The following is a 20,948-nucleotide window of genomic DNA, read 5'->3' on the forward strand; positions in this document are numbered from 1 at the left end:
CGGTCGTGGCCCCGTCGGCCGTTTCGGTCGCGGCGGCGGTCGTCGGCTCGGCCGCCGCGGTCGCCGCCGCGTCGGTCTCAGTCGCCGCGGCCGTCTGCGTCGCGGTCGACGACTCGGTCGTCGCCGTCGTCGCGGTCGCCGGCGTCGACGCGGGCGTCGCGGTCGGCGTCGGCGTGGGCCGGGTCGTCACCTCGCCGTCGGCGCCGTCGTCACCGTCGTCACCGTCGCCGTCGGACGGTGCGGCCGTCGGCGTCGGGGTTGACTCCGGCGTCTCTCCCGTCACGTCGACTTCCGCGCGGCTCACGAACGCCGGGTCGGCGTCGGGGTGGAACCCGACCGTCAGGTTCCGCACCGCGTACACCACCGACCGCGGCGCGGCCTGACTCATGTAGTTCGAGTTCACCACCACCGTGTTGTTCGCCTCGACGGCGGGCGTGCTCGCGTACGGATACTCGGCCGTGAGGTACGCCGACGCGTCCGTCAACACGAGGTACTCGGGGGCGATTTGGACGACGATCTCCGGGTTCACCTCGGGGTACGGACCCGTGATGTTCGAACTGGTGTTCGCGTCCGCGATGGCGTTGTCCGCGCCCGCCGCCTCGATCATCGCGGAGATGAACGTGCCGGTGTTGGCGACGTAGGCCCCGCCGAGCGGGTAGAGCGCGGTCGGGCGGTCGAGGTCCGCGGTGGCGTCCGTGGCCGCCTCGACGTTGGCGGTCATCCACGCGTTCGCCTCGGCCGCGCCCGCGCAGTTGCCCGTGATCCGGCCGATCCGGGTGGTCTTCTCGCGTACGTCCTCGATGCTCGTCGAGATCCGCGCGCGGTACACCGTCAGGTCCGCCTCACGCATGTTCGCTACGACCTCGTTCGGGATGATGTTGGGCGCGAGCACGAGGTCCGGGTCCGTCCCGACCACCGTCTCCGTACTCGGGTACAGTCCCGACCCGGAGACGTTCGTGCGCTCGTCGGCGCCGTCGAGGTAGCTCGCGTCCGCCGTGACGCCGACCACCTGCTCGCGGCCGCCGATCTCCCACATCGTCTGGGCCGCGCTCGGACCCAGCGTCGTCACCCGCTCGGGACGTTCATCGAGCGTCACTTCGGTCCCGGTGGCGTCGGTCACCGTCACCGGGAACGTACAGTTCGCCGTCCGCGCCTGCTGGGCAACCGGTCCGTCGAGGGCGGGGGACGCCTCACCCGCGAGGGTTGCGCCGTTCGTCCCGTCCGCCCCGTCTACCGGCGCGAGCGCCGCCGTTCCGACCGCGGGTGCGACGCCCGCGAGAACGACCACCACGACCGCGAGTACCGCTGTCGATCGTCTCACGGACCGACCGTGTGCCGAGGACAATAAGTATTTACCTAAAGCAAGGACAGTTGTGTCGATGCGCGTCTGGCGCCGGGCCGGGTGGTACTCCGCGGCCCTCGCGGCCGTCCTCGCGGCCGTCGTGACGGTCAGCGCGGGGATCGGACCCGTGTCGATCCCCGCGCGGACGGTGCTGTCGGTCCTGGCGAACGCCGTCGCCGTCCCCGTCGGCGTCGACGCCGGGACCGCCGACGCCGCGCGGGCCGGGGTGACGAGCCTCGCGGGCGGGGTGAGCGTCCGCTACGTCCACCCGTTCGCGTTCCCCGTCTCGGACGTCGAGCGGACCATCGTGATGCGGGTGCGACTCCCCCGGATCCTACTCGGAGCGCTCGTGGGGACGGCGCTCGCGGCCGCCGGGACGGTGATGCAGGGGTTCTTCCGCAACCCGATGGCCGACCCCTCCATCGTCGGCGTCTCGTCGGGCGCCGCCGTCGGCGCGGTGTTCGCCATCGTCTCGCCGCTGGCGCTCCCGTTCGGGCTGGGGCTGCAGGGCGCCGCGTTCGCCGGCGCGCTCGCGGCCGGGTTCGGCGTCTACCTGATCGCCACCCGCGACGGCCGGACGCCCGTGGCGACGCTGCTGCTCGCGGGCGTCGCGGTCCAGACGCTCCTCGGCGCCGCCGTCTCGTTTCTGCTGTTGCGGTCGGGCGAGTCGATGCGTCGTATCGTCTACTGGCTGATGGGCCACCTCGACGGCGCGTCGTGGGGCGACGTGACCGGCCTCGCGCTCGTGGTACCGGTGCTCGTCGTCGTGCTGTTCGCGTACGCGCGCGACCTGAACGTGCTCCTGTTGGGCGAGTCGGACGCGGGCGCGCTCGGGGTGAACGTCGCGCGGAGCAAGCGCGGCCTGCTCGCGGTGTCGTCGGTGTTGACGGCGGCGGCCGTCGCCGTCTCGGGCGTCATCGGCTTCGTCGGGCTGGTGGTCCCGCACGCGCTCAGGCTCGTCGTCGGCCCCGACCACCGGATACTCCTGCCGACGAGCGCGCTCGCGGGCGGGTCGTTCCTCGTCGCCGCCGACACGCTCGCGCGGTCGGGCGCCGCGGAGGTGCCCGTCGGCATCGTCACCGCCGCCGCGGGCGCGCCGTTCTTCCTCTACCTCCTGCGGACGCGGGAGGTGTACGAACTGTGATCGGCGCCCGCGACCTCGGGGTCGCGCTGGGCGGCGAGCGCGTACTCGACGGCGTCTCGCTGTCGGTCGACGCCGGGGAGTTGGTGGGGCTGGTCGGCCCGAACGGCGCCGGGAAGACCACGCTGGTCCGCGCGCTCAACGGCACGCTCGACCCCGGGGCGGGCGAGCGGGAACTCGACGGCGACCGGGTGGCGGGCCTCTCCCGGCGGGCGGTCGCGCGCCGCGTCGCCACCGTCCCCCAGGAGGCGACGTTCTCGTTCGAGTTCACCGTCGAGGCGGCCGTCGAGATGGGCCGGACGCCGTACGTCTCGCGGTTCGGCCGGACCGACCGCGACGACGCCGACGCGGTGCGGGCGGCGATGGAGCGGGCGGGCGTCGCCGGCTTCGCCGACCGGAGCGTCACGACGCTGTCGGGCGGCGAGCGCCAGCGCGTCCTGTTCGCGCGCGCGCTCGCACAGGAGACGCCCGCGCTGTTGCTCGACGAACCCACCGCCAGCCTCGACATCAACCACCAGGTGCGGACCCTGCGGCTGGTGCGCGACGCGGTCGAGGGCGGCGGCGCGGACGGGGCGGGGAAGGCGGCGCTCGCCGCCATCCACGACCTCAACCTCGCGGCGCGCTTCTGCGACCGACTGATCTTACTCGCCGACGGGCGGGTGCGCGCCGAGGGCGACCCCGAGGCGGTGCTCGGCGACCCCGCGCTCGCCGAGGCGTTCGGCGTCCGGGTCGCGCTCAACCGCGACCCCGCGGTCGGCTCGCCGCTCGTGACGGCGCTCGAAGACGGCGAGGGCGACCGGACGACTGCGGGCGTGGACGCCCGGGGCGCCGAACGCGCGAGCGGGGACGAAGAGGACGGGGGCGGTGGTGAGAGGGACGGTGACCGCGACGACGGAGGCGATGACGACGGCGACGGGGGCGGTGACAACGAAGACGGCGACGATGGGGACGGGAACGGCGACGACGCGGGCACGCGCGTCGAGGCGGACCGCGGCGGCGGTGGCGACACCGACGCCGGCGGCGACGGCGGGTCCGACCGCGCCGACCGCCGGTCGGATCGGTAGCCCTTTCGCCGCGCGGGGCGGACGCCGCTTCACGCATGAGCGGCTCCGGTGTCGACCCCGTCCCCTGCGTTCGCGTGCCCGTCGAACGCGGCGAGGAGACCAGACAGGCGCTCGCCGACCGCGGCCTGCTCGCGGGCGACCGCGAGATAGAGGTGGACGACGGTCGGATCTACCTGCCCGTCACGGACGCCGCCGCGGTGCCAGCGGAGTTCGCGGTGGTCGAACGCGACCCCGAGACGCGCCGCCAGCACCGCACGCCCGCCGACATCCTGGGGTACGAGCCGACGTACGAGCGGCTCGGGCGGGTGATCGTCGTCGACGAGGACGACCCCGAGCGGGCGCGCGAACTCGCCGACGCGCTGGTGGAGTCGGACATCCCCTGCGAGACGGTTGTCAACCGCGCGTCGAAGGTGCGCGGGGAGTACCGCGTCCGCGACTGGGAGGTGCTCGCCGGGGACGGCACCGAGACGGTCCACCGCGAGTACGGCCACGAGTTCCGCCTCGACATCGCGGAGGTGTACTTCTCGCCGCGGCTCGCCACCGAGCGCCACCGCGTCGTCGAACAGGTGGCGGCGGGCGAACGCGCGTTTGACATGTTCGCGGGCGTCGGTCCGTTCGCGGTGCCGATGGCCGCCCGCGGCGCGGAGGTGGTCGCCTGCGACCTCAACCCGCGCGCCGTCGAGTACCTCCGCGAGAACGCCCGCCGGAACTCGGTCGAAGCGCGACTCACCGCCGTCGAGGGCGACGTACGCGAGGCCGCGCGGGAGTACGAGGGGTGGGCCGACCGCGTCGTGATGAACTTGCCGCACACCGCCTCCGACTTCCTCGACACCGCGGTGGCGCTCGCGGGCGAGTCGTGTACCCTCCACGTCTACGACATCCAACACGAGGACGACCCGTTCGGACCCGCGACCGAGGCGCTCCGGGCGGCCGCGGGCGACGAGTACGCCGTGACCGTGGAGACGGAGCACGTCGTGCGGTCGTACGCCCCCCACGAGGTGAACGTCTGTCTCGACGCGCGGCTGGAACGAGTGTGAGCGAGCGAGTGTGAGAGGGGGGCACGGCGCCGCGGTTCCGGAATCCTTATTTTCGTTACTGGGGTAGGTGTGGGTGCGCGCCGGTGTAGCTCAGCTGGCAGAGCGATTCCTTCGTAAGGAATAGGCCGAGGGTTCAAATCCCTCCACCGGCTCTCCTGCCGAACGAAGTGAGGGTGGAGAGCCTTCTGTGGAGGGATTCGAAGCAGGGAGTGGAGCGAGCGAAGTGAGCGGAACGACCGTGGTTCAAATCCCTCCACCGGCTTGCTTCTGCGACGATTCCACCCCATCGGAGTCGGTTCCGAGTTTCCGTGTAGCGCCGACGAGGTTCCCGCGCGGTGACCCGGGTCGATGGCGGAGGAGGACCTACCCGGTGACGTACCTCCCGACGAGTATTCCGTAGGCGATAGCGACCGACAGACGGCCCACGGGCCGTTTGCATCGTACGGTGAGTTCGTTTATACAGAAGCGGGTGAGGTGCGACGGTGGACGACCCGCCCGACGAAGGAGACGAGACCCGTTCTCACTCGGGTACCTCGATCTCCCCTTCCTCCACCAACCAGTCGACGGCCTCCTTCAGCGTCCGCTCGGACGTGTACCGCGGCTCGTACCCCAACCGCTCGCGCGCCTTCGCGATGCTACAGTTCGGGCTGTGCCGGACGTGGTCCTCCGTCGCCTCGGCGTCCTCGGCCGACACCGTCTCTCTCCACTCCGCCCACCCCAGGAACTCCAGGTTCGCCTCCTCGCCGAACCACCCCGCCACCGCCTCGGCGTACCCCCGGAGGGTGAGCGCTTTCGGCGAGACGACGTGGAAGCTCTCGCCCACCGCGGCGCTCCAGTTGTCCAGCGCGCGCTCGAACGCCTGCGCCACGTCGTCGGCGTGGACGTGGTGGAGCGTCTCCATCCCGAGGTTCGGGAGCGTCACCTCCTCGCCCGCGGCGAGACGCTCGAACACGTCGTGGTTCAGATTCCCCTGCGGGTTGATCGGCGTCCACCCCGGCCCGGAGATGTGCCCCGGGTGGAGCACCGTCGCCGGGAAGCCGGTCCGGCGCGCCTCGTCGAGTAAGTACGACTCTATCTCGGCCTTCTGGACGCCGTAGTCGCCGAACGGCCGCCGGGGTTCGTCCTCGGTCGTGGGGACGGCGACGCTCGGACCGTGGACCCATATCGTCCCGCAGTGGAGCAACTGCTGGACCTCGCCGCGGAGCGACTCGACGAGCGACCGCGCGCTCTCGACGTCGAAACAGATGAGGTCGATCACCGCGTCGGGGTCGGTGTCGAGGATCCGCTCGCCGAACTCGCCGCGCTCCTCCGCGGCCTCGCGGTCGAGGGTGAGCGTCTCCACCGCCTCCCACGCGGCGTCGTCGTGGTACGGGTCGCGTTCGCCGCGGCTGACGACGCTCACGTCGTGGCCCGCGGCGACCAGCCGCGGGACGAGGTAGGTACCGACGTGGCCGGTGCCGCCGATGAGGGTGATTCGCACACCGACAACCGCGGACGCCGGCTACGAGAACGTGTCGCTCCGCCGGGCGCGCCCGAACCCGGCGACCGACCCGACTCAGTCGTCCGCGCTCGGGTCGACTCGGACGACGCGCCGCGTGATCGTCACGTACTCGTCGGTGACGGTCTTCGTCGTCTCCAGCCGTTCGCGGGTCTCGACCCGCTCCCGGTCGGTCCCTCCGACTGTTTCGGCGTCGGCGCCCGCATCGCCACCACTTCTATCATCAATTGCCATGTACATGCGCGGGACACCACGAACATGAAGCTACTGGTAGGGGATCACGACGCGAGTAAGAGGTGGGTCGGCGCGGGCGCGCGGTGAATCAGGTCGCGCGGCGCCCGACCCGTGGCATGTCACCTGCAGACCGGCGGTGCCCGGTCGGCACTCGATCTGGGGGCGGAACGACTGATAAACCCACCGGCTCCGGAATCGACACTGATAATTTCGGACCGTTCCTCGCGAGTGCGTTCGCGTCCCGCGCAGACGACCGAGACGGGACCGCTCTCGCCCTACTCGTCGGCGCCGAGGAGTTCGAGACGGACGTCGCCGCGTGCGTCCAAGTCGCGTTTCTCCGCGGTCGTGATCGTCTCGTCGGTCGGGTCGAGGTCGTGATCGCACGCGAGTTCGACCGCCTCGACCGCGAACCCGTCGTCGATGGCCGGGACCATGTACGCGTGGGCGTGTCTCACCAGCCCGCACTCCTCGCAGTGCCGTTCGCCCAGCGCCCCCGAACGGACGTCGTCGTCGCGTTCCCTCGTCGCCTCTCCCACCTCGCTCCCCCTCGAATCGACCGGCCGCGACGCTCGGGCCGACCGTCGGGCTACGTCGTGTTCGGTGAGCAGGCTCGTCAGCCCGCCCCCGCAGCGCGTCGCGGCGAAGCTTCTGACGGAGCCGCGTCGGTGTGTCTCCGCTCCCGACCGCCCGGTGTCCGGTCCCATCGTCCGTGACTCGTCCGGCGACCGGTGAGTCGGGGGCGCCCACCCGAACGGTTCCCACGTCGTATACGAACGCCGCCGTGAATCGCCCGACCGACGGGCGGGGAAGTTCCCCGGTCGCCGGAAGCCGGACGGGTACTTACCGAATGGTGACGTCCCGCCTCTCCCGGCTGATACACGGAGGGGTACCCTTTTGTCTCCGGTTCGTCTGGTCGAAAGTGACGACCCGACGTGGGGTGACGACGGGTCGTCAACAGGGGGAGTCATACGGCTCCGGGCGCGCCCGCTCCTTTTCTGGGCGGGCGGCCGCCCGCGGCCGGGCTTTCGACTCGCTGACGCCGTACTCCCAGATCCGTCGGTCGTCTCCACGACGTGTCTACGTCATCGACCAGCCACGGCCGGCCGACCGGCCGCGGCGACCGCCAAGCGAAACCGGGAAGCGCCGCCGCGCCGCACCGTCGGTATGCTCACGTTCATCGGCCTCGGCCTCTACGACGAGCGCTCCGTCACCGTCGAGGGCCGCGACGCCCTCCGGGCGGCCGACCGGGTGTTCGCGGAGTTCTACACCAGCCGGCTCGTCGGCGCGAGCGTCGCGGAGCTGGAATCGCACCACGGCGTCGATATCGAGGTCCGCGACCGGGCGGGCGTCGAGCGGGACCCCGAGACGATTCTGGAGGCGGCCGAGACGGACGAGGTGGCGTTCCTCACCGCGGGCGATACGATGATCTCGACGACACACGTCGACCTGCGGGTTCGCGCCGCCGAACGCGGAGTCGACACGCGCGTGGTCCACGGCGTCACCGCCCAGTCGGCCGCTTCGTCGCTCACGGGGCTACAGAACTACCGGTTCGGCAAGGCGGTCACGCTGCCGTTCCCGTACGCCCACGGCGCCGACGGCGTGCCGGCGAGCGTCGTCGACGGCGTCGAGGCGAACCGCGAGCGCGGTCTCCACACGCTGGTCTATCTCGATATCAAGGTCGCCGGGTCGTCGCCCGCCGGGCCGCAGGCTGGCGAGGACGACGAGTTCATGACCGCAGACGAAGCCGCGGGGATGCTCGCCGACGACTGGGACCCCGACGCGCTCGGCGTCGTCGTCGCGCGCGCGGGGAGCCCCGACCCCGTGGTCGCGGCGGACGCGCTGTCGGCGCTGGCGGACCGCGAGTTCGGCGGCCCGCTGCACACCCTGGTCGTCCCCGGCGACCTCCACCACCTCGAAGCCGAGGCGCTCGAACGGCTCGCGGGCTGTCCGGCCGCACTACTCCCCGACGAGTGAAAGGGGGTAGCGGAGCGCGAATCCGGACCTAGGATCGGGACCGGGGAGCGCGCCGACGACCGGATTATAGCCCCGACCCGCGGCGCGGCTCGCGCGGCAGGTCGAGCGACCCCGAGAGGTCGTACTCCTCGTCGGTCACCACGTAGAGGACGTCCTCGACGACCGTGAGCAGTTCGGGAAGCTGGCGGACGACGAGGTAGGTGACGCCCACGAGCGCGACCACCGCGAGCACCTGACTGAGGATGCGGTCGGAGACGAAGAAGGAGACCATGTACGGGTCCGACGAGCCGAACAGGAAGAGGACCTCGTCGACGAACACCTGGAGGTACTGGTTGCCGAAGGTGACGCCGATGAACGTGGTGCGGACGAGGTTCAGACACCAGATGACCGGTACCGACACCGCGAGCGCCCTGAGTTTCCGGCCGAGCGGCGCCCGGACGGCAACGATCAGGCCGACGAAGATGGCGATACTCCCCAACCCGGTACACGCCAGCAGAATCTCGAAGAGGAGGCTGTGGCCGTCGGCGGTCGTGAACCGGTAGGCGTTCTCGTAGCCGAGCACCGGTCCCGTCACCAGTTCGGGGTGGTAGCCGAGCGCCTCGATCAGGAACCCCGTCTGGAGCGTGACCGTCCGAATCAGGAGCTGTTTCGGCGCCGGTAGCTCCGCGCCGAACAGCGTGAACGCCGGGATGGTCTCGAACGGGAGGTAGACGACGCCCATCGCGCCGACCGCCCGCGAGAGGACGAACAGCGAGTCGCGGCCGTTCCACAGCAGCCACCCGGCGTACAGACACGCCGGGACGGCCGCGACCGCGAGGATACCCTCAACGTAGCTCTTCTGGGTGAACGCGAAGTGGGGGAACATCCACAGCCAGAAGCCGGCGAACAGCCCCCAGCCCGCGGCCATCACGCCCCGGGCGGTCGAGCCGTACCCGCCGTCGAGCCGCCCGCTGCGGGCCGCCCACTCGATGCCGGCCCCCGTCAGGAACGTCGCCACGACCACCCACGCGAACAGGTCCGAGTAGACGTTCGGCGCGCCGAGGACCGCGTCGGCCGCGCTGAGGAGGGCGGACTGCATGGCCGGGTGCAGGTGACGGGGCGGTAAAGCCCTTGTCGTCTCGAATCACCGGGCGAGAATCGGCCGGCGTGACGGCCGCGTCGCTGGTAGAGCGGGACGCCGAAAGAATGGACCGCGTCGGATGACCGGTATCGCCGGTCAGTCGTGGTTCGACTTAGTTGTCGCGGCGGAGCGCGACGAGCGCGGCGCCGATGAGCGCGACGAGCGCGAGGACACCCGTGAAGCCGGGCGTCGTCGTGGTCGTCTCACCGCCCTCCGTGGCGGGCTCTTCGGACGTCGTCTCGTCGCCCATGGTCGTGGTACCCTCGGAGGTGGTCGTGTCGCCCTCCGTCGTGGTACCCTCGGAGGTGGTCGTGTCGCCCTCCGTCGTCGTGTCGGCAGACGTCGACGTGTTGGTCGCCTCGACCACGACACCGTCGATGCTCACCTGGTCGCCACCGTAGTCGCGGATGGTGGCCTCGAAGGTGTCGTCAACCGTGGCGTCGTCCGTGAAGTCGAACATCGCCGAGAACGTACCGTCCGGCTGGACCATGACGCTCTCGTTGGTCTTGATGAACCGAGCCTCGGCCTCGTCGCTCTGAACGCGGACCGTGACCTCCGTGCCGGGTGCGACGTTCGTCGTGCCCGAGATGGTCGCGTCCTCGTTCGCGGGGACCTCGATCGGCTCGTCACCGTCGAACTCAGCGTCGGGTTCGACGCTGGTGAAGTCCGTCTCGACCGTCTGGTCGTCGTCCGCGTCGTCCGAGTCGAGCAGACGGTTGTCCGTGACGGTGAGGTTGGCGGTCAGGCTGGTGTCGTCGTCGACGTCACCAGCGTCGCCCTGCCACTCGAGACCGCCGTCGGTCGTGTCCATCACGATGAAGACGTTGTTGTCGTTCGTCGTGATGACGTCGACGCTCGAGGTGCTGCTCAGGTCGACCGTGCGCTGCTCTTGGTTCGCACGGTCGGGACCTTCGAGGTTGAACGGAACGCTATCCTCGTTCTGGAAGAACGTGAGGAGGTCGCTCGTGTTGTCCTCGATGATACCGGCCAGACCCGACGCCTGGACCTGGAAGACTGCCACGTCGCCCTCGGCGAGCGAGTTGGACTCGGTGACGTAGCCACCTTCGATGGCCTCGGTCACGTCGCTAGCCGAGTCGAGGTCGTCGTACTCGTCGAAGACCTCGTCGGGAGCGACCCACGTCGTGATGTTGTCCGTGCTACGCTCTTCGAGGAAGAGCGTACCCAGTTCGTCCGGGTTTTCGAGCGTCTCCGTGAACGCATCGGAGCTGGTTCCGGTGTTCGTGCTCGTCGCGAGCTGGTAACCGTCGTTGGTCGTATCGAGGAGATCGCCGATGGTCTGCGAGTCCGCGTCGCGGTTCTCCAGCGTCGCCTCGTCGTCGTCGCCGTCGGCCCACACGATGGGAGCGCCGTCCGCCGTCCCAGCCGTGTAGGTGTTGAACATGACCTGCACCACGCCGTCGTCGTTGTCGTCGACGACGGAGATATTCGCCTGGTAACCGCTGTCGGCGAAGTCACCGATGATCAGGTGACCCTCGTCGGTCGCCTCGTTGAAGGTGACGTTGATGGCCGCGATGTCACCCTGCTCCTCGGTGATCGTCGAGTCGTTGAAGCTGAGTTCGCCGTCGTCGGTCTCGGTGACTTCGATGCTGTCACTGTCCGAGACCTCCGTGTCGTTGACCTGGAAGGTGAAGTTGTACTCGCCCGCGTCGACGTCGTCGAACGTCGTCTCGATTTCCTCACCGTCGCCGACGTTGAGGAGGCGGATGCCGTCCTCGTCCTCGTCGTCGTCGAGGTCAGCGTCGACCGCGGTGTAACCCGAGCCGTTCGCGCCGTCCGAGCCGAAGATGTCCATCAGCTCGTCGTCGTCGAGAGCCGTGTCCTCCTCGGTGATGTTAACGTCGAACTGACTGGCGCGGTTGTCCGAGCTGAATTCGAGCGTCGTGTTCGCGACGTCACCGGTGTTACCCACGGAGTCGTCGTCGAACTCGGCGCTGAAGTCCTGAACGATGACCTCGAACTCCAGAACGTCGTTACCGTCACCGGTGATGTAGTAGCTACCAGTGTCGAGCGACTCCGTGTCGATAGAGATTAGCCCATCCTCTCCCGCGTTGAGGGTCCGGAGTGCTTGGTCGGAGTCGTCGTCGTCCGGGTCACCGGAGCGCAGGATGTAATTGCTGTATCCGTCGCCGTTCGTGTTGTAGTTAACTTCCTGACCGGCGAATAGGAGCGCGCCGTCTTCGGTGCTCGGGGCGACAATCGTGTAGTCACTTGTACCCGAGTCGATCTCCGTATCCGACGAGTCCAGAAGGGTCAACTCAGCGGTGTACGTGTCCGCCGAGCCAGCATTATCAACATTCGAGACGTTGAGCCCGATGTCGTTGCCGTTAGTGACGTTTTGCGTCTCAGTGAACGTGATTACGAGCGTAGAGTCACTGTTCGTGAGTGACGTGCTGTAGTTGCCCTCAGGAACGGTAGATCCAGCGATCGAGAGATCTTGTACCGCAGCTCCCGTCATAGTCGTCTCCGGGAGTTCGAGAGTGATCTCTTCGACCGCTGTGTCAGTCCCGACACTGTCTGCGAGGGTGCCGTTGTATTGGTAATACGATTCTTCGCCAGCTTCGTTGTTCCCAACGGTGAGGTTATTCCCCGAAATCGCGGCCGCGGACCCGGAGAGGGCCACGGTGCCCGCGAACACGGAGAACACCATCAGCGCAGCGAGAACCACCGCGCGAAGTTTGTCTGAGTTTTCTGTCATGGTTGGTTGGATCCGCAATCGCAATCGGCGACGAGCGCCTTCCCCCGAGCCTGAGCCAGAGCGCCCGCGAAGCGGACTCGGCGAGGGGTACTAACTGCTGTCACCATGGGTAGGGGTACGATGTAATCCAACACCGCTCGTTATAAATGTCTTGTGGTGATTCGCGGGGGTAGACAACCCTTCACACACCCGAAAACGCCCGCGAGACGGGCTCTCGGTCGATCACGGGTTAAGTACTTTGTGTGCAGGCGTGTCACCGATTCACGAGATAAAAGCGATCGGAGGGGTCGGCGGTCGGTCGGTTCGGAGGTCGAGCGCTCGCGCGCGGTCGGACGCCCGTCGGACGCGCGTGACCCGACCGCGCGACTACCGCGTGACGGGTTTGACTACTTCGTGACGAGTTCGACCTCGTGGCCGTCGGGGTCCTTGGTGAACGCGTAGTTGTAGTCGCACGACTCGGGGTCTCGGTAGTCCTCCGAGTCGCGTTCGAGCATCGCGTCCCACGCGTCGTCGAGGTCGTCCACGCGTGCGGCCACGTGCCCCCACGCGTCACCCATCTCGTACGACCGGCCGTCGTAGTTGTACGTGAGTTCCATCGTCATCGCCTCCTCGGCGGCTCCCTCCGGCTTCAGGAAGTAGTTGGCGAACGAGTCCGCCTCCCAGCGGCCGGCGGGCTGGTACTCGAACGTGCGCGTCCAGTAGCCGAGCGCCTCGGTGGCGTCCTCGACGCGGACCATCGTGTGGTCGATCGACCACCGGGCGCCGTGATCGCGCTCGACGATCTCGATCTCGTGGCCGTCGGGGTCCTTGACGAACGCGTACCCGGGGTTCTCCTCGGGCGGTCGGTAGTCCTCGACGCCCTCGTCCATCAGTTCCGCGTACGCCTCCTCGACGTCCTCAACGCGGACCGCGATGTGGCCCCACGCGTCGCCCATCTCGTACGACCGGCCGTCGTGGTTGTACGTGAGTTCGAGGAGCGCCCCCTCGTCGTGGACGTCCTCGGGACCGAGGAAGTAGTTCGTGAACGTCTCCGCCTCCATCTCGCCTTTCACCTCGTAGTCGAGGTGGTCGGTGTACCAGTCTATCGCCGCCTCGTCGTCTTCCACCCGCATCATCACGTGGTCGAGAGTGTACGTCATGCGGACGGTGTCTCGGTCGCTCGCTCGAAAAGGCTACCGACCGCGGACGCGTGGGCGCGATGAAAGTACCAACGGGGAGACGCGGAGTGTCCACCGGGCCGGGTAAGGCGAACGCGGTGGATAGTGTACGCCGGTCGGGGTGGTCGAAAGCCGGGTGAGACGGCCGAAGACGACACGACCATTACCGCTCCGTCGGAACCGTCGCTCACTACGTGTTCTCGCCCCCGAACCCGTTCCGCCTCGCCATCGTCGGCGTCGGTCTCCTCCTCGCGCGCGTCGGCGTCGTCGACCGGGCGCGCGCCGTCCGCACCGCCGACCTGGCGTGGCCCCGGATCGTCACCGGGGTCGCCCGGATGTCGAAGAACGCCGTCGACGTGGCGATGGTCGGCGTCGCCGCCGGCACCGTCGCCATCACCGGCGTCGGCTTCGCCGCCCCCTACTGGGGGCTGGCGTTCGCCATCGGCGCCGGTCTCGCCGCGGGCACCATCGCGCTCGTCTCCCAGCGGTTCGGCGCCGACGAGACGGAGGAACTCGGCGTCGCCGTGCGCACGAGCGTGACCGTCGTCGTCGCCGCCACCCTGCCCGTCACCGCCGTCTTCTGGCTGTTCGCGACCCCGCTCGTGGCGCTCCTCAGCGACACCCCCGCGGCCGTCGAGGCGGGCGCGACCTACCTCCGGGTCGTGGGGCTGGGCGTCCCGTTCGCGGCGCTCAACCTCGTCGGGAGCCGGGTGCTCGTCGGGAGCGACGACGCCTACACCGCGATGTTGCTCCGCGCGAGCGGCGCCGTCGTCAACATCGCAGCCAACGCCGTGTTCATCTTCGGTCTCGACATGGGCGTCGAGGGGGCGGCGGTCGGCACCGTGCTCTCGAACGCCGTCGTGACGGCCGCGTTCGCGGCCGGTCTGGGCCGGGGGCACCTCCCCGGCGTCGGCGCCTTCCCGGTCCGGATCGACCCGTTCGGCCCGCTGTTCGACGCCGACACCGCCCGCGACTTGGTCGGTATCGGCCTGCCGGTGCTCGGACGGAACATGGTCTGGACCGTCGCGGAGTTCCCGATGCTCGCCATCCTCGCGCTCCGGGGGCCGGACGTGGTCGCCGCGTTCGTCATCGCCCGGCGGATCTGGGGGCTGATGAACACCCCCGGGTGGGGGTTCGGTCTCGCCTCGTCGAGCCTGGTGGGCCAGTCGCTCGGCGTCGGCGACGAGGCGACCGCTGAGGCGTACGGGAGGGATATCATCCGCTACGCGGTCGCCACCTACCTCGTGTCGGCGGTGCTCGTCGCCGCCTTCGCCCGCCCCATCGTCCACCAGTTCGTCGGCGACCCGGCCGACCCGGTGGTTCCGATCGCCGTCTCGCTGGTGTACGCCGCCTGCGTCGCGGTCGTCCTCCAAGGCGTGTCGGGCGGCGCCGCGGGTCCGCTCGACGCCAGCGGCGACACGCGGTGGCCGTTCTACAGCCAGGCGCTCGGGATGTTCGGCGTCTCCATCCCGCTCACCTACCTCGGCGCGACCACGTCGCTCGGTCTCTGGGGGGTGTACCTCGCGTTCGTCGCCGAGACGAGCGTGCCCGCCGCGATCAACTACTACCGCTTCTCGACCGGGCGGTGGAAGTCGATCAGCCGCGGCTACCGCCCGGAGTCGGCCGCGGGCGACTGAACGGGACGGCGAAACTGTGGCGCGCGACCTACGGTCGGGTCGCCCGCCGACCACGGGGGTCGGGACGGGGACCCGCGAAAACGGTTTCCGACCTCGTCGGCGCACGCACACGTGTGTACTCGCGTCACCACCTCGTCGTCTCCGCGGCCGTCGCCGCGGGTCTCGTGGCCGCGCTCCCGCTGGCGTCGACACCCTCGGGCGTGGTCGTCGCGTGGGGAACGCTCACCGCCGCGGGCGTGCTGATAGACGTCGACCACTTCCTCGTCGCCCGCCTGGTCCGCGGCGACTGGGCGAACGCGCGGCGGTGTCTCGACGACCCGCGACTCGTCGTCGGCGACCAGTCGGCCATCTTCGAAGCCGGCGACGTCTGGCCGCTCCAGCGCCTGCTGAGTCACGTCCTGATCGCGCCGGCCGCCGTACTCGCCGCGTGGACCGTCTCCGACGCGGCGGCGCTCGCGCTCGCGGTCGTGCTGTACGCCCACCTGCTGTGTGACCTCCTGTGGGACGTGTGGCGGCTGGAGACGTACCACGCGGACGTGCTCGCGGTCGCCCGCGGGGGCTGATTAGCGCGCCGTCCGGTAGCGCCACGCCCGGTAGCGCCACGCCGCGACGCCCCAGAGGACGAGCGAGCCGACGGGGACGGCGAGCCGCGACGGCCGAAACGAGAGCGCGACCGAGGCGTTGACCGCGCCCGCGAGCGAGAGCAGCCCCGCGGTCACGCGGGCGTCCTCGCGGCCGACCCGGCCGAGCGCCGCCGACCCGAGCGCGACCAGCCAGCAGGCGGACGCGAGCATCCACCGCCACAGCAGCGGCGACCCCGACAGCCCGAGGTACGTCGGCAGCGGACGGACGAACAGGACGGGCGCGAGGCTCACGCCGCCCCACGCGAAACGGAAGAACGGGAGCGACCCGGGCGGCAGTTGGACGGACCAGGGAACGACACCGCAGAGGAGGACGGCGAGGGCGACCCGGCGGGCGGTCGGGCCGCTCTCCGACGGTTCGGTACCGCCGGCGGGGGCCGAGCGGGGGGACGGGTCCGGGGGAGTAGGCGTGGTCACGACTCGCCCCCCTACTTCCGCGCGACGATCCGGAGCACGTCCTCGTCCGCGAGTTCGTGGCTCAGTCCGACCTGCTGTTCGTCGTGTTTGGCGCTGTCGCCGCTGACGCGGGCGAACTTGAACCGGTCCTTGAGGTTGCCCCCCAGCCGCTCGCAGGCGTCCTCGACGGTGTCGCCCCGACGGATCACCAGCGGCTCGTCGTAGTCGACGCCGCGGCCGGGCTTGTCCATGTACACCCGGATGAGTCCGAGTCGGTCCCAGATCCGGTCGCGGAGACCGTCGAGTCCCTTCTCCTCGACGGCGGAGATGAACGTCACCTCCTCCGGGTCGAGGTCGTGCGCGCGGAGGTCCTCCTTCACGGTGGGGAGGTACTCCTCGTCGATCAGGTCGGCCTTGTTGACCGCGACGATCGAGGGGACGTACTCGCGGTTGTCCATCACGCCGTCGATGAGTTCGTCGATCGTGAGGTCGTGGGGGATGGTGACCGCGGCGTTGACGAACCCGTGCTCGCGGAGGACGCTCTTGACCGTCCCCTCGTCGAGCGAGACGTCGTCGCCCATCGTCACCCGGATGCCGTCCTTGTGCGTCTTCCGGATCGAGATGTTGGGCGGGTCGGTGTCGAGACGGATCTTGTTGGCGTACAACTCCGTGCGGAGCCGCTCGTACTGGTCGATCTCGAACACCGACAGCATGAACACGACCAGGTCCGCGGTCCGGACGACCGACAGCACCTCCTTGCCGCCGCCGCGGCCGCCCGCCGCCCCCTCGATCAGTCCCGGTACGTCGAGGATCTGGATGTTCGCGCCGCGGTACTGCAGCATGCCGGGGTTGACGTTCAGCGTGGTGAACTCGTACTCGCCGGTCTCGCTGTCCGCGTTCGTGATCGCGTTGATCAGCGTGGACTTGCCGACGGAGGGGAAGCCGACGAGCGCCACCGTCGCGTCGCCCGTCTTCTCGACGGCGTACCCCTGGCCGCCGCCGGCGGAGGACTGGTTCTCCAGTTTCTCCTTCTTCTCCGCGAGCTTCGCCTTCAGCCGACCGATGTGCGCCTCGGTCGACTTGTTGTACGGCGTCTCGGCGATCTCATCGCGGAGCTCTTCGATCTCCTCCTCCAGTCCCATCACCATCGTCTCCGCCGTGCGGCCGCCTAAACGCTTTCCTTCGGGGCGGTGGCCGCCCGACGCCGTCGGGCCGGGCGGCGCTCGCGGTGGCCGCGGAAACCCGCAGCTACTTTCGGGACAGATGTGCGGAGACAGAGAGGTTGATACGCCGGAAATCGGCCGATAGAAGCCCTGGAGAGTACTTCGATACGGTTATAGGTCGTGCTGGTTACGAGACGAGTACGAACGAGATGCCGGATCCGTCGCGCCTCCGAGACAGTACGCAGATCGTCGTCCCGTGTGACGCACTCGCCGGCGTCAAGCGAGAGTTGGAGGCGGAGTTCACCGTCACCGTCTTCTCGCCCGAGGGGACCTGCTGTCGCATCATCGGGAGTCCGGTCGAGATCAAGGCCGTCTCGGAGTACCTGACGCGGCACGGCGTGACCGTCCCCTGAGGCGGGACGGCCCGGTAGAACGCACCGTGTGAGCGTCGGCCGCCCCAGGGAACACCGACAGTCTTTGATGGACTCGACGGCTACGGGGGGTATGGACGAGACCCCAGGGCTGAGCGACCAGTACCGCATGGTCAGCCCGTGGCCGCTGTTCGTGGCGCTCGGACTCCCGATCGCGGAGTTGGGGCTGCTGTTCGGACTCGTGCCGCTGGCGGTCGGCGGACTGCTGCTGTTCGGCGGGAGCGTCGCGGGCATGCTCCGCGAGTCGGGGTACGTGTCGACGCCGTGGCGGGCGCTCGTCGCCATCTCGGCGCTCACGTTCGTGGTCGGCGGCGCGCTGCTGTACGCCGACCCGATGACGACGGTGAGTCTGACCCTCCGGGGGTACGCCACCGTCGCCGCCGCCGTCGTCATGCTGGTGGTGGGCGTGGGCGGCGAACTGTTCGCGTTCGACACCGACGTGGCGGCCTGAGCGGGCCGTCGTCGCGGGCGGCCGGACGCGACGGTCGCCGCCCGCGGCGGGCGAGGCAGGCCCCGCGGCGGGCGAGACGGGCGAGACGGGCGGAACGGGACGGATCAACAAGGTATTTTGCCCGGCCCGTCCGAGGATCGCCCAATGGCGCAGATCTTCGACAGGGAGACGCTCCTCGACCTGACTGTCAACGTCATCCCGTTGGTGATCATCCTCATCTTCGTCGGGGTGTTCGTGATCGCCGAGCCGTTCCCCGGTCTCGACAGGTTGGGTTTCCTCATCACGCTCGGGCTCCACCTCATGCCGTTCGTCGCGCTGGCGCTGTTGACGTACGTCTCCGGGAAGGCCATCGCGGGCGACGAGCAGCGCTCGGAGGTGTTCTTCCAGGGGCAGGCGGCGATGGACAACGCGCCGACCCGCGAGGAGGCGCGGTCGAGCTTCGACCGTCACGTCGAACAGGAGGAGCGCGAGAGCGAACCCGCCGAGGAGACGGTCGAGGACGACGAGTCCGCCACGGCCGAACAGGAGGAGGAGCCCGCCGACTACGGCCGGGGAGCGGACGAGACGGTCGAGCCGGCCCCCCCGAAGGACGCCGGCGAGGAGGAGACGGAGACGGACGCCGACACGGCCGAGACGCTCGACGAACAGGTCGACGGCGAGGCGTCCGACCGCGACGAGTCGGCGGCCGAACTCGGCGAGGCGGCCGAGGGGACGGTCCAAGACGAGGCGACCGAGGAGACCGAAGCGGCGAAGGACGTCTCGGCGGACGACGGCGCCGAGGCCGACGACGGCGACGGCGAGGCGCCCACCGAGGACGCGGACGCGGGAACCCCGACCGAGACGGAGGCGGGGAGCGGCGAGGACGGCTCCGAGGAGACGGACGAGACGGCGGTCGGCGAGGAGGGCGAGGCTCCGAGCGACGACGAGACCGACGACGACAGCCGCGCCGAGTAGCGATTTCGCCGGGCCGGCAACCCGAACCTTTCTTGTGCTTCCACGCCCGAACCATCAGCCATGCAGGTAACCGGTCAACTACTGCTCACGGTGCTCATGGGGGCACTCCTGTTGGGCGTGGCCGTCTTCCTCGCTCGAGTCGAGGACTGGCGGTCGTACACCCCGCTGGGCGCCGGCGGGACGGCGGGCGAGTCCGGCTACGTCTCCCAGGAGAAACCGTCCGGGATCATCCGGTGGTTCACGACGGTCGACCACAAGGACATCGGTCTCCTCTACGGGACGTACGCCCTGATAGCGTTCGTGGTCGGCGGGACGATGGTGATGTTGATGCGTGCGGAACTGTGGACCCCCAGCAACGACGCCTCGCTCGACCTGCTGGGGTCGGCGACGTTCTACAACTCGCTTCTCACCAGCCACGGGATCACGATGCTGTTCCTGTTCGGGACGCCGATCATCGCGGCGTTCGCGAACTACCTGGTCCCGCTGATCATCGACGCCGACGACATGGCGTTCCCGCGGATCAACGCCATCGCCTTCTGGCTGCTCCCGCCGGGCGCGCTGCTCATCTGGGCGGGCTTCTTCCCCCTCCCGGACGTCATCCCCGCCCAGACGGCGTGGACGATGTACACCCCGCTGTCGGCGGGGGTCGGCGCGGGTAACCAGTCGAACGTCGGCGTCGACCTGATGCTCCTGGGACTTCACCTCACGGGCGTCTCCGCGACGATGGGTGCGATCAACTTCATCGCGACCATCTTCACCGAACGCTCCGAGGACGTCACCTGGGCGAACCTCGACATCTTCTCGTGGACGATCCTCACCCAGTCGGGACTAATCTTGTTCGCGTTCCCCCTGCTGGGGAGCGCGCTGGTGATGCTGCTGCTCGACCGGAACCTCGGCACCACGTTCTTCGTCGTCGGCGGGGGCGACCCCATCCTCTGGCAGCACCTGTTTTGGTTCTTCGGCCACCCCGAGGTGTACATCCTCGTGTTGCCGCCGATGGGGATCGTCAGCTACGTCCTCCCGCGGTTCGCCGGCCGGAAACTGTTCGGCTTCAAGTTCGTCGTCTACTCGACGCTCGCGATCGGCGTGCTCTCGTTCGGCGTCTGGGCACACCACATGTTCTCGACGGGGATCGACCCGCGGCTGCGCGCGAGCTTCATGGCGGTGTCGCTGGCGATCGCGATCCCCAGCGCCGTCAAGACGTTCAACTGGATCACGACGATGTGGAACGGGAAGCTCAGGCTGACGACGCCGATGCTGTACTGTATCGGCTTCGTCTCCAACTTCATCATCGGCGGGGTGACGGGCGTGTTCCTCGCGTCGGTCCCCGTCGACCTGGTGCTCCACGACACCTACTACGTGGTCGGCCACTTCCACTACATCGTGATGGGCGCCATCACGTTCGCCGGGATGGCGGGCATCTACTACTGGTTCCCGCTGGTCACCGGCCGCTGGTACCAGCGCCGGCTGGCGAAGGCGCACTTCTGGCTGTGGATGGTCGGCACCAACCTGACGTTCTTCGCGATGGTGTTGCTCGGCTACGGCGGCATGCCCCGGCGGTACGCGACGTACCTGCCGGAGTTCGCCACCCTCCACCGGATCGCCACCGTCGGCGCCGCGCTGCTGTTCGTCGGCGGGCTCATCTTCGTCTACAACATCGCCACCTCGTGGGTCGAGGGCACCCGCGTCAGCTCCGGCGACCCGTGGAACCTCGCCGAGAAGAACCTCAACACGGCCGAGTGGGCCTGGTTCGAACAGCGGCGCGAGACCGCCCTCGCCGACGGCGGCGAGGAGGGCGACGCCGTGACCGACGGCGGCAAAGTCGACGCCGACGACGAGTAGTCCGACCGGCCCGACGCGCTCCCCGTTCCCGTTCCGTCTTCGTTCTCGTTTCTGCCTCCCGACTCGTCACCGGTCCGCGACGGGCGCGGCTCGTGAAGCGCGTTCGTTCGTGTGACGCACGTTTCGGTCCACCCGCCGCGTTCCGACGGC

Annotated in this window: 19 protein-coding genes and 1 tRNA gene; 11 read left to right on the forward strand and 9 right to left on the reverse strand. The window is 69.3% G+C overall.

Features of this window, described 5'->3' with window-relative positions; all coding sequences use genetic code 11:
* Window positions 1-1,321: PGF-CTERM-anchored ABC transporter substrate-binding protein (locus K933_RS01490; RefSeq protein WP_049947470.1), on the reverse strand; the 1,321-nt coding region annotated here is incomplete at its 3' end.
* Window positions 1,322-1,379: 58 nt separating this feature from the next.
* Here K933_RS01490 and btuC point away from each other — a divergent pair.
* The 4 genes from btuC to K933_RS01510 all read left to right on the forward strand — a co-directional run bounded on the left by btuC (window position 1,380) and on the right by K933_RS01510 (window position 4,736).
* Complete coding sequence (btuC, locus tag K933_RS01495; protein WP_023392902.1) at window positions 1,380-2,486, forward strand: vitamin B12 ABC transporter permease BtuC; 1,107 nt, start codon at window positions 1,380-1,382, stop codon at window positions 2,484-2,486.
* Window positions 2,483-3,547: an ABC transporter ATP-binding protein gene (locus K933_RS01500; RefSeq protein WP_023392903.1), complete on the forward strand. Its 1,065-nt coding sequence runs from the start codon at window positions 2,483-2,485 to the stop codon at window positions 3,545-3,547. The genes btuC and K933_RS01500 overlap by 4 nt, the downstream gene beginning before the upstream one ends.
* Before the next feature lie 35 nt (window positions 3,548-3,582).
* Complete coding sequence (locus tag K933_RS01505) at window positions 3,583-4,584, forward strand: class I SAM-dependent methyltransferase (RefSeq protein ID WP_023392904.1); 1,002 nt, start codon at window positions 3,583-3,585, stop codon at window positions 4,582-4,584.
* A gap of 79 nt (window positions 4,585-4,663) precedes the next feature.
* Window positions 4,664-4,736: transfer RNA gene (locus K933_RS01510), tRNA-Thr, on the forward strand.
* Between the two features lie 368 nt (window positions 4,737-5,104).
* Here K933_RS01510 and K933_RS01515 read toward each other — a convergent pair.
* From K933_RS01515 to K933_RS17715, 3 genes are all read right to left on the reverse strand, one after another.
* Window positions 5,105-6,064 carry an NAD-dependent epimerase/dehydratase family protein gene (locus tag K933_RS01515; RefSeq protein ID WP_023392905.1) on the reverse strand — a complete coding sequence of 320 codons (960 nt, stop codon included), beginning with the start codon at window positions 6,062-6,064 and terminating at the stop codon, window positions 5,105-5,107.
* 75 nt (window positions 6,065-6,139) lie between these two features.
* Window positions 6,140-6,316, reverse strand: a complete 177-nt coding sequence (locus K933_RS18210) for a hypothetical protein (protein WP_161631395.1) — start codon at window positions 6,314-6,316, stop codon at window positions 6,140-6,142.
* A 275-nt stretch (window positions 6,317-6,591) separates the two neighbouring features.
* A complete protein-coding gene (locus tag K933_RS17715; protein ID WP_152529723.1) occupies window positions 6,592-6,852 on the reverse strand; it encodes a hypothetical protein in 261 nt (86 codons plus the stop codon).
* Window positions 6,853-7,480: 628 nt separating this feature from the next.
* Here K933_RS17715 and dph5 point away from each other — a divergent pair.
* Window positions 7,481-8,290: a diphthine synthase gene (gene dph5 / locus K933_RS01525; RefSeq protein ID WP_023392908.1), complete on the forward strand. Its 810-nt coding sequence runs from the start codon at window positions 7,481-7,483 to the stop codon at window positions 8,288-8,290.
* A gap of 64 nt (window positions 8,291-8,354) precedes the next feature.
* Here the strand turns inward: dph5 and artA are convergent, their stop codons facing one another.
* The 3 genes from artA to K933_RS01540 form a co-directional block, all read right to left on the reverse strand.
* Window positions 8,355-9,368 carry an archaeosortase A gene (gene artA, locus K933_RS01530; protein ID WP_023392909.1) on the reverse strand — a complete coding sequence of 338 codons (1,014 nt, stop codon included), beginning with the start codon at window positions 9,366-9,368 and terminating at the stop codon, window positions 8,355-8,357.
* Between the two features lie 154 nt (window positions 9,369-9,522).
* Window positions 9,523-12,126 carry a DUF7827 domain-containing protein gene (locus K933_RS01535; RefSeq protein WP_080509163.1) on the reverse strand — a complete coding sequence of 868 codons (2,604 nt, stop codon included), beginning with the start codon at window positions 12,124-12,126 and terminating at the stop codon, window positions 9,523-9,525.
* A gap of 386 nt (window positions 12,127-12,512) precedes the next feature.
* A complete protein-coding gene (locus tag K933_RS01540; RefSeq protein WP_023392911.1) occupies window positions 12,513-13,265 on the reverse strand; it encodes a VOC family protein in 753 nt (250 codons plus the stop codon).
* Between the two features lie 212 nt (window positions 13,266-13,477).
* Here K933_RS01540 and K933_RS01545 point away from each other — a divergent pair, with 212 nt between their 5' ends.
* Window positions 13,478-14,920, forward strand: coding sequence for an MATE family efflux transporter (locus K933_RS01545; protein WP_023392912.1), 1,443 nt, complete (start codon window positions 13,478-13,480; stop codon window positions 14,918-14,920).
* A 113-nt stretch (window positions 14,921-15,033) separates the two neighbouring features.
* The gene (locus K933_RS01550; protein WP_023392913.1) at window positions 15,034-15,483 is read left to right on the forward strand and encodes a hypothetical protein; all 450 of its coding nucleotides are present in this window, start codon (window positions 15,034-15,036) and stop codon (window positions 15,481-15,483) included.
* Here the strand turns inward: K933_RS01550 and K933_RS01555 are convergent, their stop codons facing one another.
* Together K933_RS01555 and K933_RS01560 are read right to left on the reverse strand one after the other, a co-directional pair.
* Window positions 15,484-15,795: a hypothetical protein gene (locus tag K933_RS01555; protein WP_049947471.1), complete on the reverse strand. Its 312-nt coding sequence runs from the start codon at window positions 15,793-15,795 to the stop codon at window positions 15,484-15,486.
* A gap of 194 nt (window positions 15,796-15,989) precedes the next feature.
* Window positions 15,990-17,099, reverse strand: a complete 1,110-nt coding sequence (locus K933_RS01560) for an OBG GTPase family GTP-binding protein (protein ID WP_023392915.1) — start codon at window positions 17,097-17,099, stop codon at window positions 15,990-15,992.
* A gap of 230 nt (window positions 17,100-17,329) precedes the next feature.
* Here K933_RS01560 and K933_RS01565 point away from each other — a divergent pair, with 230 nt between their 5' ends.
* From K933_RS01565 to K933_RS01580, 4 genes are all read left to right on the forward strand, one after another.
* Window positions 17,330-17,533 carry a VNG_1110C family protein gene (locus K933_RS01565; RefSeq protein WP_023392916.1) on the forward strand — a complete coding sequence of 68 codons (204 nt, stop codon included), beginning with the start codon at window positions 17,330-17,332 and terminating at the stop codon, window positions 17,531-17,533.
* A gap of 91 nt (window positions 17,534-17,624) precedes the next feature.
* Window positions 17,625-18,002 (forward strand): DUF7541 family protein, encoded by a 378-nt coding sequence (locus tag K933_RS01570; RefSeq protein ID WP_023392917.1) that lies wholly within the window; start codon window positions 17,625-17,627, stop codon window positions 18,000-18,002.
* A 144-nt stretch (window positions 18,003-18,146) separates the two neighbouring features.
* Complete coding sequence (locus K933_RS18510) at window positions 18,147-18,956, forward strand: DUF6684 family protein (RefSeq protein ID WP_023392918.1); 810 nt, start codon at window positions 18,147-18,149, stop codon at window positions 18,954-18,956.
* A gap of 96 nt (window positions 18,957-19,052) precedes the next feature.
* Window positions 19,053-20,798: a cbb3-type cytochrome c oxidase subunit I gene (locus K933_RS01580; protein WP_049947480.1), complete on the forward strand. Its 1,746-nt coding sequence runs from the start codon at window positions 19,053-19,055 to the stop codon at window positions 20,796-20,798.
* The last annotated feature ends 150 nt before the right edge of the window (window positions 20,799-20,948 follow it).

The organism is Candidatus Halobonum tyrrellensis G22, assembly GCF_000495475.1.
In the GTDB taxonomy this organism is placed as follows: Archaea; Halobacteriota; Halobacteria; order Halobacteriales; family Haloferacaceae; genus Halobonum; species Halobonum tyrrellense.